This is a genomic window from Nocardia sp. NPDC019395 (genome assembly GCF_040632335.1).
Classification (GTDB): Bacteria; Actinomycetota; Actinomycetes; order Mycobacteriales; family Mycobacteriaceae; genus Nocardia.
Map to the genome: position 1 here is coordinate 33,499 of NZ_JBEYBT010000001.1, position 23,603 is coordinate 57,101.

General features: G+C 68.1%; 19 protein-coding genes. 11 read left to right on the forward strand and 8 right to left on the reverse strand.

Features of this window, described 5'->3' with window-relative positions:
* Position 1 precedes the first annotated feature (1 nt).
* Positions 2–1,390 (reverse strand): DUF349 domain-containing protein, encoded by a 1,389-nt coding sequence (locus ABZ827_RS00190; RefSeq protein ID WP_357230493.1) that lies wholly within the window; start codon positions 1,388–1,390, stop codon positions 2–4.
* Positions 1,391–1,767: 377 nt separating this feature from the next.
* Between ABZ827_RS00190 and ABZ827_RS00195 the strand changes: the two genes are divergently transcribed.
* The 7 genes from ABZ827_RS00195 (at position 1,768) to ABZ827_RS00225 (ending at position 9,338) form a co-directional block, all read left to right on the forward strand.
* Positions 1,768–2,553 (forward strand): hypothetical protein, encoded by a 786-nt coding sequence (locus ABZ827_RS00195; protein ID WP_357230496.1) that lies wholly within the window; start codon positions 1,768–1,770, stop codon positions 2,551–2,553.
* Between the two features lie 64 nt (positions 2,554–2,617).
* Complete coding sequence (gene miaA, locus ABZ827_RS00200; RefSeq protein ID WP_357230498.1) at positions 2,618–3,601, forward strand: tRNA (adenosine(37)-N6)-dimethylallyltransferase MiaA; 984 nt, start codon at positions 2,618–2,620, stop codon at positions 3,599–3,601.
* Positions 3,598–4,434 carry a TrmH family RNA methyltransferase gene (locus tag ABZ827_RS00205; RefSeq protein ID WP_357230501.1) on the forward strand — a complete coding sequence of 279 codons (837 nt, stop codon included), beginning with the start codon at positions 3,598–3,600 and terminating at the stop codon, positions 4,432–4,434. Before miaA ends, ABZ827_RS00205 begins: the two co-directional genes overlap by 4 nt.
* 28 nt (positions 4,435–4,462) lie before the next feature.
* Complete coding sequence (dapF, locus tag ABZ827_RS00210; protein WP_357230504.1) at positions 4,463–5,386, forward strand: diaminopimelate epimerase; 924 nt, start codon at positions 4,463–4,465, stop codon at positions 5,384–5,386.
* A gap of 60 nt (positions 5,387–5,446) precedes the next feature.
* On the forward strand, positions 5,447–7,003 hold the full coding sequence (gene hflX, locus ABZ827_RS00215; RefSeq protein ID WP_357230507.1) for a GTPase HflX: 1,557 nt from the start codon (positions 5,447–5,449) through the stop codon (positions 7,001–7,003).
* A 123-nt stretch (positions 7,004–7,126) separates the two neighbouring features.
* Positions 7,127–8,026 (forward strand): lysophospholipid acyltransferase family protein, encoded by a 900-nt coding sequence (locus tag ABZ827_RS00220; protein WP_357230510.1) that lies wholly within the window; start codon positions 7,127–7,129, stop codon positions 8,024–8,026.
* 166 nt (positions 8,027–8,192) lie between these two features.
* Positions 8,193–9,338, forward strand: a complete 1,146-nt coding sequence (locus tag ABZ827_RS00225; RefSeq protein WP_357230513.1) for an acyl-CoA dehydrogenase family protein — start codon at positions 8,193–8,195, stop codon at positions 9,336–9,338.
* A 252-nt stretch (positions 9,339–9,590) separates the two neighbouring features.
* On the opposite strand, the gene ABZ827_RS00230 is transcribed toward ABZ827_RS00225, so the two are convergent.
* Both ABZ827_RS00230 and ABZ827_RS00235 read right to left on the reverse strand, forming a co-directional pair.
* Positions 9,591–10,658 carry a diacylglycerol kinase gene (locus tag ABZ827_RS00230; RefSeq protein ID WP_357234322.1) on the reverse strand — a complete coding sequence of 356 codons (1,068 nt, stop codon included), beginning with the start codon at positions 10,656–10,658 and terminating at the stop codon, positions 9,591–9,593.
* A 7-nt stretch (positions 10,659–10,665) separates the two neighbouring features.
* The gene (locus ABZ827_RS00235) at positions 10,666–11,457 is read right to left on the reverse strand and encodes an SDR family oxidoreductase (protein ID WP_357230516.1); all 792 of its coding nucleotides are present in this window, start codon (positions 11,455–11,457) and stop codon (positions 10,666–10,668) included.
* Positions 11,458–11,567: 110 nt separating this feature from the next.
* Here ABZ827_RS00235 and ABZ827_RS00240 point away from each other — a divergent pair, with 110 nt between their 5' ends.
* Entirely contained in the window at positions 11,568–12,470 is a 903-nt protein-coding gene (locus ABZ827_RS00240; protein WP_357230519.1) for a helix-turn-helix domain-containing protein, read from the forward strand.
* Between the two features lie 56 nt (positions 12,471–12,526).
* Here ABZ827_RS00240 and ABZ827_RS00245 read toward each other — a convergent pair whose 3' ends face one another.
* Both ABZ827_RS00245 and lexA read right to left on the reverse strand, forming a co-directional pair.
* Positions 12,527–13,246, reverse strand: a complete 720-nt coding sequence (locus ABZ827_RS00245) for a histone deacetylase (RefSeq protein WP_357230522.1) — start codon at positions 13,244–13,246, stop codon at positions 12,527–12,529.
* A 67-nt stretch (positions 13,247–13,313) separates the two neighbouring features.
* On the reverse strand, positions 13,314–14,048 hold the full coding sequence (gene lexA / locus ABZ827_RS00250; RefSeq protein ID WP_357234323.1) for a transcriptional repressor LexA: 735 nt from the start codon (positions 14,046–14,048) through the stop codon (positions 13,314–13,316).
* A 258-nt stretch (positions 14,049–14,306) separates the two neighbouring features.
* Here lexA and ABZ827_RS00255 point away from each other — a divergent pair, with 258 nt between their 5' ends.
* Both ABZ827_RS00255 and nrdR read left to right on the forward strand, forming a co-directional pair.
* Positions 14,307–14,765, forward strand: a complete 459-nt coding sequence (locus ABZ827_RS00255) for a hypothetical protein (protein ID WP_357230525.1) — start codon at positions 14,307–14,309, stop codon at positions 14,763–14,765.
* 203 nt (positions 14,766–14,968) lie between these two features.
* On the forward strand, positions 14,969–15,436 hold the full coding sequence (gene nrdR, locus ABZ827_RS00260) for a transcriptional regulator NrdR (RefSeq protein ID WP_357234326.1): 468 nt from the start codon (positions 14,969–14,971) through the stop codon (positions 15,434–15,436).
* Positions 15,437–15,530: 94 nt separating this feature from the next.
* Here nrdR and hrpA read toward each other — a convergent pair whose 3' ends face one another.
* Positions 15,531–19,769 carry an ATP-dependent RNA helicase HrpA gene (gene hrpA / locus ABZ827_RS00265; protein WP_357230528.1) on the reverse strand — a complete coding sequence of 1,413 codons (4,239 nt, stop codon included), beginning with the start codon at positions 19,767–19,769 and terminating at the stop codon, positions 15,531–15,533.
* Positions 19,770–20,003: 234 nt separating this feature from the next.
* On the opposite strand from hrpA, the gene ABZ827_RS00270 reads away from it, so the two are divergent.
* The gene (locus ABZ827_RS00270) at positions 20,004–20,630 is read left to right on the forward strand and encodes a DUF5134 domain-containing protein (RefSeq protein WP_357230531.1); all 627 of its coding nucleotides are present in this window, start codon (positions 20,004–20,006) and stop codon (positions 20,628–20,630) included.
* A gap of 9 nt (positions 20,631–20,639) precedes the next feature.
* Here ABZ827_RS00270 and speD read toward each other — a convergent pair whose 3' ends face one another.
* Positions 20,640–21,008, reverse strand: coding sequence for an adenosylmethionine decarboxylase (gene speD / locus ABZ827_RS00275; protein WP_357230534.1), 369 nt, complete (start codon positions 21,006–21,008; stop codon positions 20,640–20,642).
* Positions 21,009–21,048: 40 nt separating this feature from the next.
* Positions 21,049–23,547 (reverse strand): DUF3516 domain-containing protein, encoded by a 2,499-nt coding sequence (locus tag ABZ827_RS00280; protein ID WP_357230537.1) that lies wholly within the window; start codon positions 23,545–23,547, stop codon positions 21,049–21,051.
* Positions 23,548–23,603 lie beyond the last annotated feature (56 nt).

Genomic DNA, 23,603 nt, shown 5'->3' on the forward strand with positions numbered 1-23,603 from the left:
GTCAGAGGTTGCTGACCGCGCCCTCCGCGGCTTCGGCCCATTCACGCCACTGCTGAGCCTGTTCGAGCGCCTTCTCGGCATCACGGGTCTTACCCGCGGCACTGGCCTTCGCGGCCTGCTCCTCGAACTGGGCGACCCGCTCGCGGAACTGTGCCGCCCGGGCCAGCGCTTCGGGGTCGGTCCGGCGCCACTGCGCGTCGGCTGCCTGGCGGACCCGCTTCTCCAGCGCCCGCAGCTTGCCTTCCAGATCGTGCATCCGCTCGCGCGGCACCTTTCCGATGGCGTCCCAGCGTTGCTGCAGATCCCGCAGCGCCGCCCGGGCTCCCTCGAGATCGGTATCGGGGTCGATATACGGTTCGTAGCTGCTGAGCAGTTCTTCTTTCGCGGTGGCGTTCTCCGAGAATTCGGCGTCTCGCTCGGACGCCGCGGCATTGCGGGCGGCGAAGAAGACATCCTGGGCGCTCTTGAACCGCCGCCACAGGGCTTCGTCGGCTTCCCGGGGTGCCCGGCCGGCGTTCTTCCATTCGACGAGCAGGTCACGGAAGAGGCCGGCCGTGACCGGCCAGTCGGTGGAACCGGAGAGTTCCTCGGCGCGGACGCACAACTCTTCTTTGCGGGTCTTCGCGGCCGCGCGTTCCCGGTCCAGTTCGGCGAAATGCGCGCCACGGCGCCGGTTGAACGCCTCGCGGGCCTTCGAATAACGCCGCCAGAGGGCGTCGTCGACCTTCCGGTCGACCCCGCGGATGGTTTTCCATTCGTCGAGGATCTCGCGCAGCCGGTCGCCGGCGGCTTTCCACTGGGTGGATTCCGCGGCGATCTGCTCCGCCTCGGCGGCGAGCGCTTCCTTGCGTTCGGTGTGCTCGTGCCGGGTGCGCTCTTTTTCCTCCTTGGCGTGTGCGGCCGCTTCGTCGGAGTGTTCGGCGATGGCGCCGAGCCGGGCGGCGAGACCTTCGATATCGCCGATGACGGCCGCCGTGGGCAGGCTCTCGGCCAGCGCGAGCGCGGCGGCTTTGGTTTTGCGGGCGTCGGTACCGGCGGCCAACCGTGCCTCGAGCAGTGCGACCTCGGTGGCCAGATCGTCGAACCGGCGGCCGAAATGCGCGAGCCCCTCGGCGGCGTTGCCCGCCTGCCACGAGCCGACGATCCGCTCCCCGTCCGAGGTTTTCACCCAAGCGGTGCCGTCCTCGTCGACCCGGCCCCATTTACTGGGATCGGTGGTCGTGGGAACAACGACCGGGTGCGGGTGTTCGACGGCCGGATCGGCTGCTTTCATCGCGGCAGGTGACGGGTGGGACTCCCCGGGTTTGGGACGGCTGCGGGGCTTGGGAGCGGGAGACGGGCGACCGGCGGGGCCGGGGCCGGGTTTGGCGGTTCCGTTGCTGTGGGTCATTGCTCCTCGTCCCTGCCGCGCGTCACGGCTGCCTGGTTTACGCGCTGCACATTCTGGCTATGCTCTGCTCATTCTGGCTACGCTCGCTCGATCTGGCCACATCCGCCTGTCGACGACATCGTCGAGCGGACCCGGCATCCATCGCATCCACCATTCGCCGACCGGTCTCGCCGCGATCCGGGAAACGCCTCGCCGACCCGGTGACATAGGGCCGGACCTGCGGATCCGGACCTGTCGACACCTGTTCCGGATACTTCGCACCCTAGCAATTACCACCCGGTTTCCGGGAGAGACACTCGAACCCGCCGCTTGGGGCCGGCCGTGCCGGGCGGACCGAGCGCGCCCTTGCCGGGCGGGTACGGGCTACGGTTGACATCGTGTTCTGTCTTGCGGCTCTCGTCCCCTCGCCGCCCATTCTGGTTCCGGAACTGTGTGGCGGTGCTGCGCCCGCCGGTGCGGGATCGCCGGCCGGGGCTGACGCGGCCGGGTCCCCGGCCTCGGCGGTAGCCGCGCTGCGGAACGCTGTCCTGGCCGCCGGGCAGGCACTGGCGGAGGCGGCGTCGCAGTGGACGGTACTCGGGGTGGGCGATGTGGAGCAGACGTACGACTCGGCCGCGACGGGCACCTTCCGCGGTTTCGGCCCGGATGTGCTCGTATCGCTGGGTGGGTCGCCCGGTGATTCCGTCGACCCCGATCTGCCGCTGGCCGCACTCATCGCGGGCTGGTTGAGCGGTGTCGTAACCCCGCGGGCCGTGGTCCGGGCGCAGATCCTGGCATCCGGCAGTTCGGCGCAGCGGTGTGCCGAGATCGGGGCGAAACTGCGGGCCGAACTCGACGCGGTGGACGAACCGCAGGGGGTGCTCGTCGTCGCCGACGGCGCCGCGACCCTGTCCACGGCCGCTCCCGGCTATTTCGATCCACGGGCTCGCGCTGTCCAGACCGCACTGGAGCACGCTCTGGCCTCGGGTGATGGCGCAGCGTTGATGGAAATGGACCCCGGTTTATGTGCCGAGCTGATGGTTTCCGGGCGGGGGGCGTATCAAGCGCTGGCCGGGCTCTTCGCCGGCGATCCGGAGCAGCCGATGGTGGTCGAGCAATATCGTGACGCGCCGTTCGGGATCGGCTATTACGTGGGATTGTGGCGACCGGACGCTGGCCGGTGATGAGATACCTCCGCCTTCGCCGCGGTCTTCCCGCTCCGCATATGTTCCCTCCGGGAGAAGTACGGTGACCGAGGACCTGCGCCCGGTAGCGGTAGTCGGACCCACCGCCACCGGAAAATCCGATCTGGCGCTCGAACTGGCCGAACGGCTCGACGGCGAGATCGTCAATATCGACGCTATGCAGCTGTACCGGGGGATGGATATCGGGACCGCGAAACTTCCGCCGGATCAGCGGCGCGGGATCGCGCACCACCAGCTCGATGTCCTCGAGGTCACCGAGACCGCGACGGTCGCCGCTTACCAGGCGGCGGCGTCGGCCGATGTCGAGGCGATCATGGCGCGCGGGCGGACCCCGGTCATAGTGGGCGGTTCCATGATGTACGTGCAGGCTTTACTGGATCAGTGGGAGTTCCCGGCTACCGATCCGCGGGTGCGGGCCCGGTGGGAGGCCTTGCTGGCCGAACAGGGTGTCGCCGCGGTGCACGAGGCGTTACGTCGCGCCGACCCGGCCGCCGCGGCCACCATTCTGCCCACCGACGGGCGCCGTATGGTGCGGGCACTGGAGGTCGTCGAACTCACCGGGCGGCCGTTCGCCGCATCCGCTCCGGTGGTCGGTGAGCCCCGCTGGGGTACGCGGATCCTCGGGGTGGATCGCGATACCGCGGAATTGGACCACCGGATCGCGCGGCGCACCGCGTCGATGTTCGATACCGGTTTGCTGGACGAAGTGCTCGAACTGATCGATCGAGGGTTACGCGAGGGACAGACCGCGCGCCGCGCGATCGGATATGCCCAGGTGCTCGCGTTTCTGGATCAGGAATACGACCTGGACGAGGCGCGCGAGCGGACGTTCATCGGTACCCGCCGGTATGTCCGGCGGCAGCGCTCCTGGTTCCGCCGGGATCATCGGGTGCGCTGGGTCGACGCGGCGAACCCGGCCTCGACGGAGCGGGCGCTGTCGCTGCTGGCAGACTCTGCCGTGCCCGACCCCGCGGCGCCCGATTCCACAGCGCCTGAATACCCAGCGAAGGAGCCGACCCGGCCGTGACCCGGCAGATCCGCAGCCGTAATGCCGCCGTGCAGGTGTGGACGGCCTATCTCGACAACCGGGCCAAACGGAATCGGGACGGCCGGTTCCTGGTGCACGGTGTCCGTCCGATCACGCAGGCGCTGGCGCACGGCTGGCCGCTGGAGACCCTGCTCTACCGGCTCGGCGACGATCCGGGCCTGTCCTCGTGGGCGCGGGGGATCCTCGACAGCGCCACCGTTCCGGCCGTCGGCCTCACCGCGGAACTGATGGCGGAGCTGGGGGAGCGCAGCGCCGGAGCGCCCGAACTGGTCGCGGTCGCGGAGTACGCCCCTGCCGACCTGGCCGGTTATGCCGCGGGTGAACCAGGCGACGCGCCAGTTGTCGTGGTGTTCGATCGGCCGAATTCGCCCGGGAATCTCGGTACTCTCATCCGGTCCGCCGATGCGTTCGGTGTCTCGGCGGTGGTGGTCAGCGGGCACGGTGCCGACCAATACGATCCGCGGTGCGTCCGTGCTTCCACGGGTTCACTGTTTTCGGTACCCGTGTTCCGGGTAGCAGGCCCGGCAGAGGTGTTCGAATTCCGGGACCGGCAGGTCGCGCGGGGAATACCCACACGGCTCGTCGGTACCGACGAGCACGGCGCCCGGGATATTTTCGATCATGATCTGCGCGATGCCACGATCCTGGTACTCGGTAACGAGACCAGCGGTATGAGCGCCGCCTGGTCGGCGGCCTGCGACGATACGGTCGCCATCCCGATGGGGGGAAGTGCCAGCTCGCTGGGGGCTCCGTCGGCCGCGGCGGTGGCCCTGTACGAAATTTCCCGGCAGCGCCGGACGTTTGCCAGATGAGAACTCCGGACGAGGAGAACCGACCGACGTGGACGAGGGCGAAGACGTGACCACCAGGAGCGAGAAAGCCGTCGAATTCACCAAGGGCCACGGCACCCAGAACGATTTCGTGGTGCTTCCCGACCCGCGGGTCCGGCTGGACCTCACCCCGGCGCGGGTGGCCGCGCTGTGTGATCGGCGCCGCGGGCTCGGCGCCGACGGTGTGCTGCGCGTCGCGCGTGCCGGACAGTTGCTGGCCGCGGATGTACTCGCGGACCTGCCCGCGGGCGTGGGCCCGGACGATTGGTTCATGGATTACCGCAATGCCGACGGCTCGGTCGCCGAAATGTGCGGTAACGGCGTTCGTGTTTTCGCCCACTACCTGGTGTCGCGTGGGTTGGCGGACGGTGAGCACTTCGTGGTGGGCAGCCGGGCGGGCGCCCGTCCCGTCACTGTCCACGCCGCCGGTGCGGCACTGGGCGAGGTCACGGTGGATATGGGGCCCGTGCGTGTTCTCGGAGAGTCGACGGCCACCCTCGCCGGATGGGGCTACTCCGGATTGGGTATCGATGTCGGGAACCCGCATCTGGCGTGTGTCGACAGCACGCTGTCGGCCGAATCGCTGGCGAAGTTGGATCTCACCGCGCCGCCCGGATATGACCCCGATATGTTCCCGCGCGGGGTCAACGTCGAGATCCTGACCGGGCTCGACTCGGGACGCGGGGTCGATATGCGGGTGTATGAACGTGGCGTGGGGGAGACCCGTTCCTGCGGTACCGGCACCGTCGCGGCGGCCGCATCAGCGCTGGTCGCCGATGGTTTCGACCTCACCTCCGACAGTGGCGAAGTCACTGTCCGGGTCCCGGGCGGAGAAGTCCGGGTCGGGGTGAGCGGCGGCGGGGCGTGGTTGCGGGGACCCTCCGAATTGGTCGCGACCGGCGAGCTCGCCGCGGACTGGTGGACCGCGCAGTAGGCCCGCGACCGGGAAATTCATATGCGCCGACCAGCGCATCAGTGGCAGCATGGATGGTGTATGAGAAGAACTGACACGTCTGGGACCAGCGGATGGTCCCCCGAAGCGTTCGACACGCAGTCGCCCGAGCACGGTGACGGTGCCGACGTTATCGATATCAGCGGCGCGGGGCGCGGCGGCGATACCGCTGTGCCCGGCCGCCGGGACGGCCGATTCGCCGATCCCACCACCGGTGAACTCCAACTGGACGAGCGCAGCGCCCTGCGGCGGATCGCCGGTCTGTCCACCGAGCTCACCGATATCACCGAGGTCGAGTACCGGCAGTTGCGCCTGGAGCGTGTGGTGCTGGTGGGTGTCTGGACCGAGGGCAGCGCGACGCGTGCCGAAGCGAGTATGGCCGAATTGGCCCGGCTCGCCGAAACCGCGGGCTCGGAGGTGCTCGAAGCACTCATCCAGCGCCGCGACCGCCCCGATCCGGCCACCTATATCGGATCCGGTAAGGCCGAGGAATTGCGCGCGGTGGTGCTGGCCACCGGCGCGGATACCGTTATCTGCGACGGTGAGCTCACGCCCGCACAGCTGACCGCGCTGGAGAAGGTCGTCAAGGTCAAGGTGGTCGACCGGACCGCGCTGATCCTCGATATCTTCGCCCAGCACGCCACCTCACGCGAGGGCAAGGCGCAGGTCGCGCTGGCCCAGATGGAGTACATGCTGCCGCGGCTGCGCGGCTGGGGTGAATCCATGTCGCGGCAGGCGGGTGGCCGAGCCGGTAGCAACGGCGGTGTGGGCCTGCGCGGCCCGGGTGAGACCAAGATCGAGACCGATCGCCGGCGGATCCGGGAGCGGATGGCCAAACTCCGCCGCGAGATCCGCGAGATGAAAACCGCCCGCGACACCAAACGCGCGCGCCGTACATCCAGCGGTGTGCCCGCCGTCGCGATCGTGGGCTATACCAACGCCGGTAAATCCAGTCTCATGAACGCGTTGACCGGCTCCGGAGTGCTGGTGCAGGACGCCCTGTTCGCCACGCTGGATCCGACCACTCGCCGGGCGCAGCTCGAGGACGGCCGCGAGGTCGTGTTCACCGACACCGTCGGATTCGTCCGGCACCTGCCGACCCAGCTGGTGGAGGCATTCCGCTCCACCTTGGAGGAGGTCACCGGCGCCGACCTGCTGCTCCACGTGGTCGACGGTGCCGACGCGCTACCCGGCGAGCAGATCAAGGCGGTGCGCGAGGTGATCACCGATGTGGTGCGTGAATCGGGTCGGCCGGCGCCGCCGGAGCTGCTCGTGGTCAACAAGATCGACGAGATCGATGAGCTGGAGCTCACCCGCCTGCGCGCGCTGCTGCCGGATGCCGAATTCGTTTCCGCGCACAAGGATCTCGGCGTCGAGAACTTGCGGACCAGGCTCGGTGAGGTGCTGGGTGCTCTCGATGTCGAAGTGAGCGTCCTGCTCCCGTACAGCCGTGGCGATCTGCTCGCCAGGATCCACGCCGACGGCAGGATCGCGCAGTCCGAGCACACCGAGAACGGAACCCGGGTCCAGGCCCGGGTACCGCGATCGCTGGCTGCCGCACTGTCGGGCTACGCATATGCCGGTGCCACTGAAACGTAGCGGTTACCGGCGCGAGTCGGCGCGGCTAACTCTGGCCGTCACAGTGTGGGACTTCGCATAACCAGGTGTCATATCCGCTGATGTCGAATCACAATTGATATCGATCGACTTCAGGAGGGTTCTATGTCACATCTGGGCAGCCGCCCTACCACCGGCTCGGGCCGGCATTCCGATGCCCCGGTCCGGCCGCGGCTGAGCGACGGCGCGCCGTTGTCGGTCGACCTCAGCGCCACCGACCTGCGGGTTCTGGAAGCGATACTGGCCCCGATGCGGACGTGGAGCGATCCGCGGTTCTTCGGTTTGTCGAATATCCCCGACTCCGGGCCGGTGCTGCTGGTCGCGAATCATAATCTGCTCGGCATCATCGACGCTCCATTGCTGCTGCCGGAGATCCTGCGCAAACGGGGCCGGTTGATCCGCGGCCTCGCCGAGAACGTGCTCATCCAGGTCCCGGGTGTGCGGCATGTGCTGCACTACTACGGTTCCGTGCGCGGGACGCGGGAGAACTGCCGGACACTACTCGAACAGGGGGAGGCAGTCATCGTGTTCCCCGGCGGCGGCCGCGAGGCAATCCGGCGCAAAGGGGAGAAGTACGCGCTGCGCTGGGAGGGGCGCACCGGTTTCGCGCGGATGGCGATCGAATGCGGGGCACCGATCCTGCCGGTGGCGATGATCGGGATCGACGATGCCTACGATATCGTCGCCGACAAGGACGATGTGCTATTGCGCCCGCTGCGGCGGGTGGTCGAAGCACTCGGTATCCATACCGAGCTCACGCCGCCGTTGGTACGCGGTGTGGGCCCCACCCTGATCCCGCGACCCGAGCGGTTCTATTTCTCGGTCGGTACTCCGATCGACCCGCAGCCGTGGCGTGACGCCCGCGATCTCGACGAGGCCGCGGAACAGCTGTCGCTCATGGTTCAGAAGGCGGTGCGTGAGGAACTGACCTTCCTGCTCGGTGAACGCTCTCGTGACCGGGGACGCACCCTCTTCGGACGGATGCGCGAGCTGCTTCCGGTCTGAACGAGCGGGACTCCAGTGAATGAGAGCGCGGTGTAACTACCGAATTCGGAACGACAGCACCTGCGAATTCAGGGTGTGAAGTGAACTGGGATTCGCACTCCGGGTACGGTGGATCACAGCGACGGGCCGGCGCGGCCCCGTCCGGAGTGTTCACTAGGAGGTTGGTGTGGAGCGCACACTGTTCGAACCCGAGCACGACCTGTTCCGGGAGTCGTACCGCAAGTTTCTCGAGACGCATGTGGCGCCGTTTCACGACCAGTGGGCGGAACAGGGCGCCGTGGACCGGTCCGTCTGGACCGAAGCCGGTAAGCAAGGGTTCCTCGGGATGGCCATGCCGGAGGAGTACGGCGGCGGCGGGGTCAAGGATTTCCGCTACAACTCGATCATCACCGAGGAAACCGTGCGCGGTCAGTACTCGGGGCTCGGCTTCTCACTGCACAACGACGTGATCGCGCCGTATCTGCTGGAGCTGGCGAACGAAGAGCAGAAGCAGCGCTGGCTGCCGAAGTTCTGTTCCGGCGAACTCATCACTGCCATCGCCATGACCGAACCGGGGACCGGTTCGGACCTGCAGGGCATCAAAACCCGCGCGGTTCGCGACGGTGACGACTGGGTGCTCAACGGTGCCAAGACCTTCATCACCAACGGCATCAACTCCGATATCGTCATCGTGGTCGCCCAAACCGACCCGGAGAAGGGCGCTCAGGGATTCAGCCTGCTGGTGGTCGAGCGCGGTATGCCTGGCTTCGAACGCGGTCGCAATCTGGACAAACTCGGCCTCAAGGCACAGGACACCGCCGAACTCAGTTTCACCGATGTGCGGGTGCCCGCGGCCAATCTGCTCGGTCAGGAGGGGATGGGCTTCATCCACCTGATGCAGAACCTGCCGCAGGAGCGGCTGTCGATCGCCGTGATGGCGGCCGCGGCGATGGAAGCCTGCCTGGATATGACCTGTCAGTACGTCCGCGACCGCAAGGCGTTCGGCAAGCCGATCGGTGCGTTGCAGAACACCCGTTTCGTGTTGGCCGAGCTGGCCACCAAGACCACCGCGGTGCGGGTCCTCGTGGATCGCTGTATCACCGAACTGAACGCGGGCAAGCTGTCGGTGGAAGACGCGGCCATGGCGAAATGGTGGAGTACCGAGGAGCAGGTCGAGCTGATCGACCGCTGCCTGCAGTTGCACGGTGGCTACGGCTATATGCGTGAATACCCGATCGCCCAGGCCTATCTGGACGCGCGGGTGCAGACCATCTACGGCGGTACCACCGAGATCATGAAGGAGATCATCGGGCGCAGCCTGAAGCTGTCCTGATTCGGCGGCAGCTTGTGCTCGCCGCCCTTGATCCGGCGGTCGGTAACGCTATCCAGTGTGCGGGGCGGCCGCGCAACAGCTGACCGGTCTCGCTCGGGAGCCCGAACGGCGCACAGGGCACGTTCCGGCGGAACGTGCCCCGCGCGTGGGGGATCGGTCGGGCCGGGCGCAGAGCGGGAGCCCTCGGCCTGTTCGCGGACGTGCCCATCCGACCCGGCTGATATGCCGATTTCAGGGACGGTGCGTACTTGTCTACCGTCCGGGCCCGGTGATCAGCGGAAGGTCCAGAGTGGTGCGGATTCCCGGTGCCGCCGCCACCACCGCGGGGACGGCATTGACCACGCGCATCGCGGTGGCCACCAATCCGGCGTGATTGTGGTCGCCGTTATCGCTGGAGAGGCAGAGATCCATCGTGTAATGCGGTTCGCCGGTGATCTCGACCCGGTACGAGCCCCCTTCCTGGGCCGGTTGCGGCCACTCGGGGGCCAGATCCGCCCGCAGCCTGGTCACGTGTTCGAGAACCGTGACAACCTCGTCGCCGACCATTCCGCGGACCTCGAATCGCACGCCGGCGGTGGTACCCGCCGCGACCGTGCCCGCCGCGATCTCGAGATCCGCCGGCGCGGGAATCCGCTCATGAGTTTCGGTTACGGCGTCGAGCTCCACACCGAGCCCGGCCGCCAACTGCCGCACCACACTGCCCCAGGCCAGGGACAGCACACCGGGTTGTAGCAGCATCGGGGTCTCGTCCAGTGGTTTGCCGAAACCCATGATGTCGAACATCACCGCCGCATTGTCGTAGGTGGCGTAGTCGACGATCTCCATACAGCGGATCTGATCCACCCGGCGGCAGGTGCCGGCCAGGGACAGCGGGAGCAGGTCGTTGGCGAAGCCGGGATCGATACCGTTGACGAACAGTGACGCACCCCCCGCTTCGGCAGCTTCCTCGACCGGGCGCAGGAGATCCTCGGGCAGGACCTGCCACGGATACTGCAGGAAGACCGGGGCGCTGGCCACGATGTCGACACCCGCGGACAGGATCATCCGGAGATCCGCCAGGGCTTCCATGAGGCGGTTGTCGGTCATGGCCGTATAGACCACGCAATCCGGTTTCTCCGCGAGCAGGGCGGCCGAATCGGTGGTCGCCGCGACACCTGTGCGGATATCCAGGCCGGCGAGCTCACCGGCGTCGCGCCCCTCCTTCTCGCTGGTGGACACCCGGACTCCCACCAGTTCGAGCCGGGGGTCGGCGATGATTCCGGCGAGGGCATGCTTTCCGACATTGCCGGTGCCCCAGTGCACTACGCGATAGGTCACGATTTTCTCCTCACAGATCCGGGATCGGGATATCGAGATTCGGGGCCACCAGACCGCCGTCGGTCTCGATGATCTTCCCGGTCAGGTAGCTGCCGGCCGGTGAGGCCAGGAACAGTGCGGTGGCCGCGATCTCGGCCGGATCGCCGATCCGGCGCAGCGGTGTCGCCTGCTCCAGCGCCCCGCGCAGGTTGTCGTCATCGGCGACTATTTCCAGGGCGGAGGTCGCGATGGATCCGGGGGCGATGGCATTGACCCGGATACGCGGGCAGAGGTCCATCGCGGCCAGCCGGGTGTAGTGCGCGAGTGCGGCTTTGGCGGTGCCGTAGGCGGCGAACGCCCGGCCCGGCAGGCGGCCCATCGCCGAGGTGATGTTGATGATCGACCCGCCGTCGGCCGTTTCCAGCATGATCGGTGCGGCGGCCCGGATGAGCGCATGGGCATTGGCGACATTGAATTCGAATGCCTGCGTCATGGTCTCCGGTGAGGTGTCGAGCAGGGGTTTCGGCATGGCGCCGCCGACATTGTTCACCACGATATCGAGCCGGCCGAACTCCTCGGCGGCAGTGGCCGCCAGTGCCGCGCAGGCCGTGGCATCGGCGAGATCGGTGGCCACGATATGGGCCCGGCGGCCCAGCTCTCGTATCTGCCCCGCGACAGCGGTGAGATCGCTTTCGGTGCGGGCCGCGATCAGGACGTCCGCGCCGGCCTCGGCGAAGCCCACGGCGATCGCGGCGCCGAGGCCGCGCCCCGCGCCGGTGACAACGGCGACTCGGTCGTCGAGCCGGAACCTGTCCAGAATCATGGGCTGCTCCTGAGATCGAGTATGGTGTCGTCGAATATTCGACGTACGACTATCGGATAGTCGATGCAGTGTAGGGCCCGGCCGGTCGGGCGACAAGGGAGCAGATGGATATGGCGCCTTCGGGATCCCCGCCCACCCGCCGGGTCGTATCGGTGGTCGAATTGCTCATGGAATCCGAACGCGCACTCACGGTTTCCGAAATCGTCGACCGGCTGTCCCTGGCCCGGGCGACGGTGACCGCTGTGCTCAACGAGCTCGCCACGGCCCAGTGGGTGATTCGCGACGCGAGCCTGGCCTACCGGCTCGGACCGGCCCTGGCCAGGCTGTCCCCCGCAGTACCGGTCGAGGCCGGCGCGGAGGTGGGTGCGGAACTGGCCGCGCTGGCCGGTGCGGCCGGTTGCGGGGCGACGCTGAGCCGAATCGCCGGCGATCGCCTGACCATGGTCGCGAAACACTATGCGGGCGATCGGATCGTGCCGGGCCTCTCGGTGGGGCAGTCGATTCCGCTGGCCTACCCGGCCGGTGCGGCGGTGATGCCGTGGCGCCCGCCCGCCGAACGGGACCGCTGGCTGAGCTCGCCGGCCGGGCGGACCGGAGCCCGCGGCCTGCTCGATTTCGTCACCACGCACGGATTCGCCATGTTCCGGCCCGAGGCCGACGATGCCGGCCTGGTCGATGTCCTCACCGAACTACTCGGCGCACTCGGTGCCGAGCTGCTGCAGCCCGCGCTGCGCGCGAAACTGCTCCGCCAGCTCGGCCGCCTCACCGCGCGCGCTTACACAGAAGCTGATATCGAGGCGCAACAGGCACTTCCGGTCAGTTACGTCTCGGCGCCGGTACTCCGCGGTGCGGACGCGCCCTACGAGGTGCAATTGGGTCCGCTGCGCGCGGAGGTCGGACCGGCGGACCGCGGACGCTATATCGAACTCGTTCGCGCGGGTGCCGCCGCGATCTCGGCGGTTCTCGAGGCCGCCGCGGAGCCGGTCGATCCGGTTGCCCCGCAGCTGGACTGACCGATACCCACGGCGCATCGGGCTGGGCGAAACCGTCGCGGGAAGGTCTTCGTCGTCTAGCGCAGGAGTCCGGCGATCTCGTGCGGGGTCCAGCTCCCGGCGGCGCCCGGGCGGCTGGCGAGGTAGACGGCGGCGTCCTCACGCGACCACCGGTGGGCCGCACGCAGGCCGATCCCGATCTGGCGGAGGTACTCCGGGGCCGGTGGATTCCCGCGCAGGTCACGCCAGCGCCATCCGGCGGTGAAGGTCACGATGGGTACGCCCTCGTACGATCCGGGGCAGACAACGGTTTCGTATCGTCCGGGCCCGAGGTGGGTGCGGCCGGTTCGCAGTGCTTCGGTGAGGTCCAGATCGGTTCCCGCCGGACGGTACATCTCCTGGGCCGCGATATCACTGAACTGGGCTCGGGTGAGCAGATATGCGCGCGTGGCGGTTTCGGCGGGCGTGGCCGGATCGTAGAAGGCCCGTCCGCCGGTCCAGATCGCCGACTCCGTGGCGAAATAGAGCAATCCGGGCAGGATGATCCCGATCGACCGCGCGGGGGTCGTCCGATCCCGGCAGCCGCGCTCCGGCCGGCTGCCGAGAGCGGCACCGGGCGGCTCAGCGGCTGTGCCGGGAGGCGCGAGCGCTCCGGCCGGAGTCGTACCGGTCAGATAGCAGTTCAGGCGATCCGGATTCGCGTTGGACCCGTAGGCGGCGTACCAGACCAGGTCCGGAGTGCCGGCGATATCGGCCACGGTGCGCGGACGCGCCCCCGGGACGGTATTTCCGGCCATCTCTGCTCACCCCGTTCACCTGACCGTGGACGTCCCGGCCTTCGGCGACCCGCACCGCGCGGGCAGCTCAGATCTTGCGGATCACCGTGACCACCTTGCCCAGGATCCGCGCGTCGTTACCCGGAATGGGCTCGAACAACGGATTGTGCGGCATCAGCCAGACATCCTTACCGCTGCGTTTGAACGTTTTGACGGTGGCTTCGCCGTCGAGCATCGCCGCGACGATATCGCCGTTGTCGGCCACGTTCTGCTGCCGCACCACCACCCAGTCGCCGTCGCAGATGGCAGCGTCCACCATCGACTCGCCGACGACCTTCAGCAGGAAGAGCGATCCGTCGCCGACAAGTTCGCGAGGCAGCGGGAATACGTCCTCCACCGCTTGCTCGGCGAGGATCGGGCCGCCCGCGGCGATCCGTCCGAGGACGGGGACATAGGTGGGAATCGGCTGATCGGTGGCGCCGTCCTCGGTGGCCACCGCCGTGTCGGCGGGCGTCAATGTGGTCACCGAGCGCACGGCTTCGTCCATACCGCGTACATCGACCGCGCGGGGGCGGTTGGGGTCGCGGCGCAGATAACCTTTGCGTTCCAGTGTGCGCAACTGGTGGGCGACAGATGAGGTCGAGTTGAGTCCGACCGCGTCGCCGATCTCGCGGATGCTGGGCGGGTAGCCGCGCGTGCTCACCGAGGAGCGGATGACATCGAGCACCTTGCGCTGACGCACGGTGAGATCCGTACCGGTTGTCCCCGGTTCGGGGCCGGCGCCGGGATCGGCCCCGTCACCCGTCTCGTCTGATCGGCTCACCACAACCGCCCTTTCTCGTCGGTCCGCGCCTCCGGTGGAGCGCCCGAGGGCGGGGCCCGCTCCGGACGTGCCCGAAGTTCATAACGTGGGAGTGAATCTAGTCCGAGCGCTCCGATCTATCAAACATCTGTTCGAGGTATGTCCCGCGTCGCTACTGACATTATCCCCGTCGCGTGGTAGAAATCGAACACCAGTTCGTCGAACATTTGATCGAATACGCCCATGGTTCCGCGAGCGACCAGCACGGAGGTCCCAAGGATGAACACCGCGATCAGCGTGACCGGCACCGGTGAGTGGGAAGGCGCCACCACCCGGACGACACCCGTTCCGATCCCGCCGGGGGAGACCGGAACAGGCCGTCCGGGTGGCGGCGGATCACCGGTTCGGGGTACGCGCCCCGAACGCACGTCCCATCCCTGCGCGACGCTCGTGCGGCCGGCCGGGACCCGCGGGGGCCGTCCGCCCGCCGCGCCGCACACCACACCGGCGCGGCGGGGTCCCGCGGTACCGCAGCCCGTTTCGGACGATCTGGTGCACGTCGCCCGCGCCGGGTATGCGGCGACGGCCGCCACCGCGGTGCTCACCGCCGCTGTGGTGGTCGGCTTACTCGCCCTCGCGCATCTTCGTGCCCCGGAACCGGCGCCGACTCCCGTTCCGTCCGGGATTCCGGCCGTGGCTGTGCCGGGAGAGCCCCACGGCGCACCCCCGGCCCGATAGCGTGAGTGCCACGCCCGAGCGCGGTCGCGGGGTGAGCGAAACCGGGGTGGACCCCGTGCCGGTATCCTCGTTGTGTTATGCCGAAGTGCCGGTGCTCGTCACCGGTCCACCCGGTACCGGGCAACCTCCCGGTACCCGCGCTCGCCGGACCCGATACCGGCGCCGGTTCGGCCGCGAGCGTTCGCAGCGACGAAGGACCCCGGATGCACTGCCCGTACTGCCGACACCCCGACTCCCGGGTCGTCGACTCGCGACTGGCCGACGAGGGCGCCGCCATTCGCCGCAGACGCGCGTGCCCGGAATGCGGCCGCCGCTTCACCACCGTGGAGACAGCGATTCTCTCTGTGGTCAAACGCAGCGGGGTCACCGAACCCTTCAGCCGGGAGAAGGTCATCCGCGGGGTACGCCGCGCCTGTCAGGGGCGCGAGGTCGACGACGATGCGCTGAATCTGCTCGCGCAGCAGGTGGAGGATGCGGTCCGCGCCAAGGGGTCGCCCGAGGTGCCGAGTCATGAGGTCGGCCTGGCGATACTCGGGCCGCTACGCGAACTGGACGAGGTGGCGTATCTGCGTTTCGCCTCGGTCTATCGATCGTTCACCTCGGCCGACGATTTCGAACGCGAGATCCGGGAGATCCGCGAGGCCCGTGCGGCTGTCGGCGCCGGCGACTGAACGAGCCGATCGCCCGCGTACACCGTCGACCTCCGACCGGAATCCCGGGACCGTCCCGGCCGCGCCGTCCTCCCGTGAATCCGCGTGGCGGGATTCAGCGGCGAACGGCCGCGATCGCCTTCTGGATCCGTTTCACCGACACCGGATAGGGCGTGCCCACTTTCTGGGCGAACAGGCTCACCCGCAGTTCCTGGATCATCCACCAGATCTCGGTGACCTCGGATACCTGCCGCCGCGATTCCGGCAGGCCGGCGAGGAGCCGGGCGTAGGCCGCCGCCGCCTCGTCGATCTCCGTCATAGCCCCGCGGTCACGGGTCGCCGATCCGGGAAGCGCCGCGAGCCGGGCGGCGGCCGCCCGCAGGTACCGCGGTAGTTCCCGGAGTCGCGCGGGCCCCCATTCGGAGACGAATCCGTCGAAAACCAGATCTGCCAGTTGTTCTCGGACATCCTCGGCGATATCGGTTTCCCGTACTCCGGCCAGCGCGCTCGACACCTCATGGGCCGCCGCCAGAGCCGGGATAACCAGAGCGACGATCCGGGTGACCACATCGTTGAACTTCGGGCGGATCGCCGCGACGAGCCTGTCGAACCGGTCCGGGTCGCGTACCGGTCCGCCGGCGGCGTTGATCAGTTGATCGGCCGCCGCGGCCCGGCAGTCCTCGACGAGGGCGTCCACCGAACCGTACGGGTTCTGGCTCAGCACCAGCCGGTCCGCGGGCGACAGGCCGGCGGTGACAGCGCGGACGGAGGTCGGAACGGCGCCCAGGATCAGCGCCCGCGTTCCCGCGCGCATGGCCCGGGCCTGTTCGCCTGGGGATTTGAGGACCCGTACCGCGACGCCCGCGGCCTCCGGGACCAGCGCCGGATAACCCGTGATCGTCTGGCCGCCGACCTCGCGGCGGACGGTCGGGGCGAGCGTTCCGAGGGATTCCGAAGTCCACACGGCGGCCGGTGCCCGTTCGGCACCCGCCGTGGCCGCGGCCACCGACGCCGATACCTGATCGGACAGCCGGGTCCGCAGCTGGGCCAGGCTCTTGCCGGTGTCCAGGACCCTGCCGTCGGTATCGACGACGGCGAAAGTCATCCGCAGATGGTCGGGGAGCGCGGCCGGGTCCATATCGCCCGGGGTGATCGGGATTCCCGCCAGCCGGGTGAGTTCTCGCGCCAGCCCGGTCCGCAACGGCTCGGCACGGGCGGTGAGGGCGGACAGCGCGGCGGCGGCGAAGTCCGGCGCGGGCACCACCGTCCGCCGGAGTTGTTTGGGCAGTGTTTTGATGAGGGCCGCCGCCAGGTCCGCGCGCATACCGGGCACCAGCCAATCGAAGCCGACCGCCCGGACATGGGCCAGCTGCGCCACCGGAATCCGCACCGTCACACCGTCGTCGGCCTGCCCCGGTTCGAACTGGTAGCTCAGCGGGAAGGACAGCTCGCCCTGTCGCCAGGTGTCCGGGAACGCCGCCGGGTCCAGCCGGTCGGCACCCTCGTTGACGACGGCGTCGGCGGTGAAATCGAGTTGGTGGGGGTCCTGGCGCCGGGCGGTCTTCCACCAGGTGTCGAAATGCCGGACCGAGACGATATCCGCGGGGACCCGCCGATCGTAGAAATCGAACAGCACCTCGTCGTCGACCAGGATGTCGCGGCGCCGGGCCCGGTGCTCGAGATCGGCGATATCGTCGAGCAGCGCGCGATTGCGATGGAAGAACTCGTGCCGGGTCTGCCATTCACCCTGGACGAGCGCGTGGCGCAGGAACAGCTCCCGGGTGGCCTCCGGATCGATCCGGCCGTAATCGACCAGGCGTCCGGTGACCAGGGGTATGCCGTAGAGCGTCACCCGTTCGTAGGCGCGCGCGGTTCCACGCCGGGACGACCAATGTGGTTCGGAGTAGTTGCGTTTCACCAGATCGCCCGCGAGCCGCTCGGCCCACTCGGGTTCGACCCGGGCCGCCATCCGGCCCCACAGCCGGGAGGTTTCCACCAGCTCCGCCGCCATCACCCAGCGCGGTGGCTTTTTGGCCAGTCCCGAACCCGGGAATATCATGAACTTGGCATTGCGGGCACCCAGGAATTCGCGGGATTCGGCCTCGCGGACACCTATATGCGACAGCATGCCCGATAACAGCGCCTGATGGATGGACGTCGAATCCCAGGGATCGGTTTCCGGTGTCATTTCGCCGAGTGTGCGCGGGCCGTCCGGACGGATCCGGGCGATCTCGGCGTCGCGCCCGCTCCCGCCGGTATCCCGTGACGGTTTCCCGGCGTCGCGTTCGCCCGCGCGCGCGGCCTCACGGTCCGGTTTTCGGGTATTGCGGCCGCGCCCTCGGCGGGAAGACGTATTGCCGGCGGCGTTCTTCCCGGGGGCGGGCCGCCGGGAACTCTCCGATTCGGCCGACCCGTCGTGCAACGACCACCCCATACCTTTGGTGATGGTGCGCAACTGGCCGTAGAGGTCCTGCCATTCCCGGATCCGCAGGTAATGCAGGAACTCCTCGCGGCACATCTTCCGGAACCGGTTGGCCGACAAGGTACGCCGCTGACCGTTGAGATACTCCCAGAGCCGGAGGTAGGCCAGAAAATCCGAATTCGGCACACTGAACCGGGCGTGTGCGGTATCGGCGGCCTGCTGCTGGTCTGCCGGGCGTTCGCGTACATCCTGGATCGACAGCGCCGCCACGATCACCAGTACATCGGCCAGGCATCCCGTGTTGTGCGCCTCGACGAGCATGCGGCCCATCCGGGGATCCACCGGCAGCCGCGCCATTTCCCGCCCGGTGGGAGTGAGTGTATGACCGGATTCCGATCGGTCCGCACCCGTGGCATTCGCACCCGATCCGGAATCCGGGTGCCGCGCAGAGTCCTCGGACGAGTCTGCGCGCCGCGTACCCACCGCGCGGCGGACCAGCGCACCGAGTTCCTCCAGCAGGGCGACACCATCACGGACCGCCCTGTTGTCCGGGGGTTCGACGAAGGGGAACCGCGCGATATCGCCGAGACCGAGCGAAGTCATCTGCAGGATGACCGCAGCGAGATTGGTGCGCAGAATCTCCGGATCGGTGAATACCGGCCGTGCGTCGAAATCGTCCTCGGAGTAGAGACGGATACAGATACCGTCCGCGACCCGGCCACAACGGCCGGACCGCTGCCGGGCCGAGGCCTGCGAGATCCGTTCGATCGGCAGGCGCTGCACCTTCGTCCGCATCGAATATCTGGAGATCCGCGCGGTTCCGGGGTCGATGACGTAGCGGATACCGGGAACCGTCAGCGAGGTTTCGGCGACATTGGTGGCCAGAACCACGCGTCGCCCGGTGTGCGCGGCGAAAACACGATGTTGCTCGGCGGCGGACAGGCGGGCATACAGGGGGAGGATCTCGGTGCGGGCCAGCTTCAGATCGGTGAGGGCGTCGGCGGTATCGCGAATCTCCCGTTCGCCGGAGAGGAACACCAGAACATCGCCGTCGCCCTCGGCGAACAGTTCGACGACGGCGTCGCAGATGGCGTCCACCGGGTCCCGGTCCACCGCGCGATCCTCGTCGTCCGGTTCGGCGGCCACCGGGAGCGTCAGCGGGCGGTACCGGATCTCGACCGGATACGACCGGCCGGACACCTCGACAATCGGTGCCGGATTGCCCGCGGCGTCGGCGAAATGCCGGGCGAACAGTTCGGGGTCGATCGTGGCAGAGGTGATGATGATCTTGAGGTCCGGCCGGCGGGGCAGCAGTTGCTTCAGATATCCGAGCAAAAAGTCGATATTGAGACTGCGCTCGTGGGCCTCGTCGATGATGATCGTGTCGTAGGCGCGCAATAACCGGTCGCGCTGGATCTCGGCGAGCAGGATCCCGTCGGTCATCAGTTTGACCAGCGTATGTTCGGCAGCCTGATCGGTGAAGCGCACCGTATAACCGACCGCGTCGCCCAGTTCGGTATCCAGTTCCGTGGCGATCCGCTCGGCGACCGTCCGCGCCGCGAGCCGGCGCGGCTGGGTATGCCCGATCGCACCGCGGATTCCCCGGCCCAGCCCCAGGCAGATCTTCGGGATCTGCGTGGTTTTCCCGGACCCGGTCTCACCGGCCACGATCACCACCTGATGGGCGGCGATGGCGGCGGCGATATCGTCGCGCCGCGCCGTCACCGGAAGCTGTTCCGGGTAGGTGATCGCCGGCAGCGCCGCGCGGCGGACCGCGACGCGTTGTTCGGCTGCGGTGATCTCGGATTCGATCCGGGTGAGATCGCCGCCGCGTCCCCGGTCGAGCTGTTTGCGCAGCCGGTGTTCGTCGCGGAGGGTGAGGGAAGTCAACCGGGTACGAAGCTCCCGGTGCGTGACTGCGGTCCTGGTCATTGCGTCAACCAGGGTATCGAAACCCCGGGCAGTGCCGGACGGCGGTCGAGTCCCCAGCAGTTCACGAGTCATCGGCACGGTCGCGGGCCGGGCGGGGGGAGACGTGGCTCAGCATCCCGCTCTTCGCCCGGGCGGTCGATCGAGCGGTGCCTCGTCCGGTCGAACCCGCGCCCCGGCCGCGGACATCGTGCGACCATGTCCTGGGTTGCGTCTTTCCGTGAAAGGCAGTGTGGCATGGCTGAATTCGAACTCGACCAGGCGGCGGTGCGGATGCTTTTCGCGGTGGCATTCGTCGTCGCGGCCGGAGTGGTCCTGGCCGGGGTCACGCGCCGTCCGGTGCTTGCGGGCGGGCAGCACGGCGCCGCGGGCGGCTGCGCCGACTCGAATGGTGACGACGAATCGGCCGCGGCGCATCTGCTGATGTGCGCGGTGATGTCGGTCATGGTGCTGTTCCCGGCTCGGGCACACACCCCCGCGCTGCACGGAGTGCTCCTCGCCATGACCCTGGTCTTCGCGCTTCTGCTGGCCGCCCGGATCGTCGGCTGGAACCGCCCGCGGAACGCGCGACAGCATATCGGCGCCCTCGGATATCACCTGGTCGCGTCCGGGGTGATGCTGTCGACCATGTCCGGACATTCCGCCGGTCACGGCGGGGGAGCGAGTGCCCTACCGGTCACCGTTCTCGCCCTGGCGTTCCTGGCGGATTCGATCGTGGTGACACTGACCGCGCTGCGCGGCCGGCGGCTCCGGTGGGCCGGTCACCCGGCGGTACCCGGTGGCCGGCTGCCGCTTGCGGTGCTGCCGCACCTGATCATGGACCTGGGTATGGCCTACATGCTGTTCGCCGTCGCATCGAGTTGAGCGTGCCGGTCATCCGGGTCCGGAAACGCGGCCGCGGCGCACTGTCGAGATCCGCACGTACCGGGGGGCCAGCGCGGTGCGCAGGAGTTCGGCGACGGTACCGGCATTATCGGCGGCGCTGCCGCAGGTGAAAACATCGACGAAGATATCCCCGGTTTCCGGATACGTGTGCAGCGACGCGTGTGATTCGGCGAGCAGGGCGAGCACGGTGACACCGTGCGGTTCGAACTGTTTGCCCACCATCTCGCAGATGGTGACGCCCGCGGCGGTGAGCGCCTCACGCAACGCTGCCTGCAGGCGGTCGATATCGTCGCACAGCGCGCTGTCGACCCCGCCGAACTCGGCCAGCACATGCCGGCCGGTGAACTCCGCCGTCACGACCCCTCAGACCTCACTCATTCGCACTCGGTGCCGGCGGTCAACCGGATACCACCGTGACCTCGTCGAACACCACATCGCCCGCGGCATCGGATTCGGCCAGATCCACCGTCGCGATTATCGCCCATCCGTGATCACCGGACGGATCGTCGAGGATCTGGCGCACCTGCCAGAAACCGGGCCGTGCCTCGACCCGGAACAGTTGCGGGCCGCGTGCGTCCGGCCCTGTTCCGATACTTCCGTATTCGGCGAAGTACGGCTCGAGGTCGGCCGCCCAGTCCGGGCCGGGGGCCGATTCCGCGAGCTCCGTCCAGCGCTGCCGGGCCGCGAGCTCGACTCGGCGGAACATTGCGTTGCGCACCATGACCTTGAACGCACGCTCATTGGCGGTTATGGGACGGACGGTCTCGGCGCCGAACGCGATCTGCTCGGCATCGGTTTCCGCGCCCGCGCTCGTCAGCTGCTCCCATTCGTCGAGCAGACTGGAATCCACCTGCCGCACCAGCTCACCCAGCCATTCGGTGAGATCGTCCAGTTCCTCGGTCCGGGCCGCCTCCGGTACGGTGCGCCGCAGTGCGCGATAGGCGTCGGCGAGGTAGCGCAAAACCACCCCTTCCGAGCGGGCGAGCTCGTAGTACGAGATCAACTCGGTGAAGGTCATCGCCCGCTCGACCATATCCCGGACCACCGATTTCGGCGACGGCGCGAATTCGGACAGCCACGGATGCCCGGCGCGGTAGGTCTCGTAGGCGCCGTCGATCAGTTCCGCGAGCGGTTTCGGCCAGGTGATCTCCTCGAGCAGTTCCATCCGCTCGTCGTAGTCGATCCCCTCGGCCTTCATCTCGGCAATCGCCTCGCCCCGCGCCTTGTGCTGCTGAGCCATCAGCAGCTGCCGCGGATCCTCGAGGGTCGCCTCGACCAGTGACACCATATCGAGCGCATAGTTCGGCGCGGCGGTGTCGAGCAGTTCGAAGGCGGCGAGCGCGAACGGTGACAACGGCTGATCCAATGCGAAATCACGTTGCAGATCGACCGTCAGGCGGGCATAGCGACCCTGATCGTCGGGTTCGCTCAACTGCTGGACCACGCCGCCGTCGCGCAGCGCCCGATACAACCGGACAGCCCGCAGAATATGGCGGCGCTGCGCCGCCCGCGGCTCGTGGTTGTCCTCCAGCAGATGGCGCATCGCCTGGAAACAATTTCCCGGACGCGCGATCACGTTCAGCAACATGGAGTTGGTGACCGTGAACCGCGACACCATCGGTTCGGGTGCGGCCGCCACCAAACGTTCGAAGGTCTCCTCGCTCCACGAGACGAATCCTTCGGGCGGTTTGCGCCGCTGCACCTTCCGCATCTTCTTCGGATCGTCACCGGCCTTGGCGAGGAGCCGGGTGTTCTCGACCTCGTGTTCGGGTGCCTGAACCACCACCGTGCCCATGGTGTCGAACCCAGCCCGGCCCGCCCGGCCCGCGATCTGATGGAATTCCCGGGCTTTGAGGCGCCGGGTGCGGACGCCGTCGAACTTGGTGAGCCCGGTCAGCAGTACCGTGCGAATGGGCACATTGATGCCGACACCGAGGGTGTCGGTGCCGCACACCACTTTCAGTAACCCGTCCTGGGCGAGCCGCTCGACCAGCCGCCGGTATTTGGGCAGCATCCCGGCGTGATGCACGCCGATACCGTGCCGGATCAACCGCGACAGTGTCTTACCGAAACCCGACGAGAAGCGGAACTCACCGAGGGCCGCGGCGATAGCGTCTTTTTCGGCGCGGCTGGAGAAATTCGCGCTGGTCAGTGCCTGGGCGCGCTCCAACGCGGCGGCCTGGGTGAAATGGACGACATAGACCGGAGCCTGATGGGTGGTCACCAATTCCGTGAGAGTTTCGGTGATCGGGGTTCGGGCGTAGGAGAAGCTCAGCGGGACCGGACGTTCGGTGCCGGCCACCACCGCGGCGCCGCGGCAGGTGCGCCGTTCGAGATCCGCGGCGAAGAAATCCACCTCACCCAGGGTCGCGGACATGAGCAGGAACTGCGCCCGCGGCAACTCCAGCAGCGGAACCTGCCAGGCCCAGCCGCGATCGGGATCGGCGTAGAAATGGAATTCGTCCATCACCACCTGGCCGACGTCGGCGTCGGGTCCCTCGCGCAACGCGAGGTTGGCCAGGATCTCGGCGGTGGCACAGATTATCGGGGCGGTGGGGTTGACCGCCGCGTCGCCGGTCACCATGCCGACTCGGTCGGCCCCGAAAACATCGCACAGTGCGAAGAATTTCTCGCTCACCAGCGCCTTGATGGGCGCCGTGTAGTAGGTGCGCCGGCCGCTGGCCAGTGCGAAGAGATGCGCCCCCACCGCGACCAGCGATTTTCCCGATCCGGTCGGCGTGGCGAGGATGACGTGGGACCCGGACGCCAGCTCCATCAGCGCCTCGTCCTGGGCGGGATACAGCGGTGTGCCCTGTTCGGCTGCCCATATCGCGAACGACTCGTACAACGCGTCGGCGTCGGTCCCCGGTATCTCGAGCAGTTCGGTCAGATCCACTCGGGACACCCTACGGCCTGCTGCACCGCTGTCACCGGCACGGTGGGCGTGTGCCG

What these genes read in the sequence shown, in the direction of transcription:
- ABZ827_RS00255 (WP_357230525.1), top strand. Translation starts at nt 14,307, where the DNA reads ATGAACACCGCGATCAGCGTGACCGGCACCGGTGAGTGGGAAGGCGCC.
- ABZ827_RS00245 (WP_357230522.1), bottom strand. Translation starts at nt 13,246, where the DNA reads ATGGCCGGAAATACCGTCCCGGGGGCGCGTCCGCGCACCGTGGCCGAT.
- ABZ827_RS00190 (WP_357230493.1), bottom strand. Translation starts at nt 1,390, where the DNA reads ATGACCCACAGCAACGGAACCGCCAAACCCGGCCCCGGCCCCGCCGGT.
- ABZ827_RS00220 (WP_357230510.1), top strand. Translation starts at nt 7,127, where the DNA reads ATGTCACATCTGGGCAGCCGCCCTACCACCGGCTCGGGCCGGCATTCC.
- hflX (WP_357230507.1), top strand. Translation starts at nt 5,447, where the DNA reads ATGAGAAGAACTGACACGTCTGGGACCAGCGGATGGTCCCCCGAAGCG.
- ABZ827_RS00235 (WP_357230516.1), bottom strand. Translation starts at nt 11,457, where the DNA reads ATGATTCTGGACAGGTTCCGGCTCGACGACCGAGTCGCCGTTGTCACC.
- nrdR (WP_357234326.1), top strand. Translation starts at nt 14,969, where the DNA reads ATGCACTGCCCGTACTGCCGACACCCCGACTCCCGGGTCGTCGACTCG.
- ABZ827_RS00240 (WP_357230519.1), top strand. Translation starts at nt 11,568, where the DNA reads ATGGCGCCTTCGGGATCCCCGCCCACCCGCCGGGTCGTATCGGTGGTC.
- ABZ827_RS00270 (WP_357230531.1), top strand. Translation starts at nt 20,004, where the DNA reads ATGGCTGAATTCGAACTCGACCAGGCGGCGGTGCGGATGCTTTTCGCG.
- hrpA (WP_357230528.1), bottom strand. Translation starts at nt 19,769, where the DNA reads ATGACCAGGACCGCAGTCACGCACCGGGAGCTTCGTACCCGGTTGACT.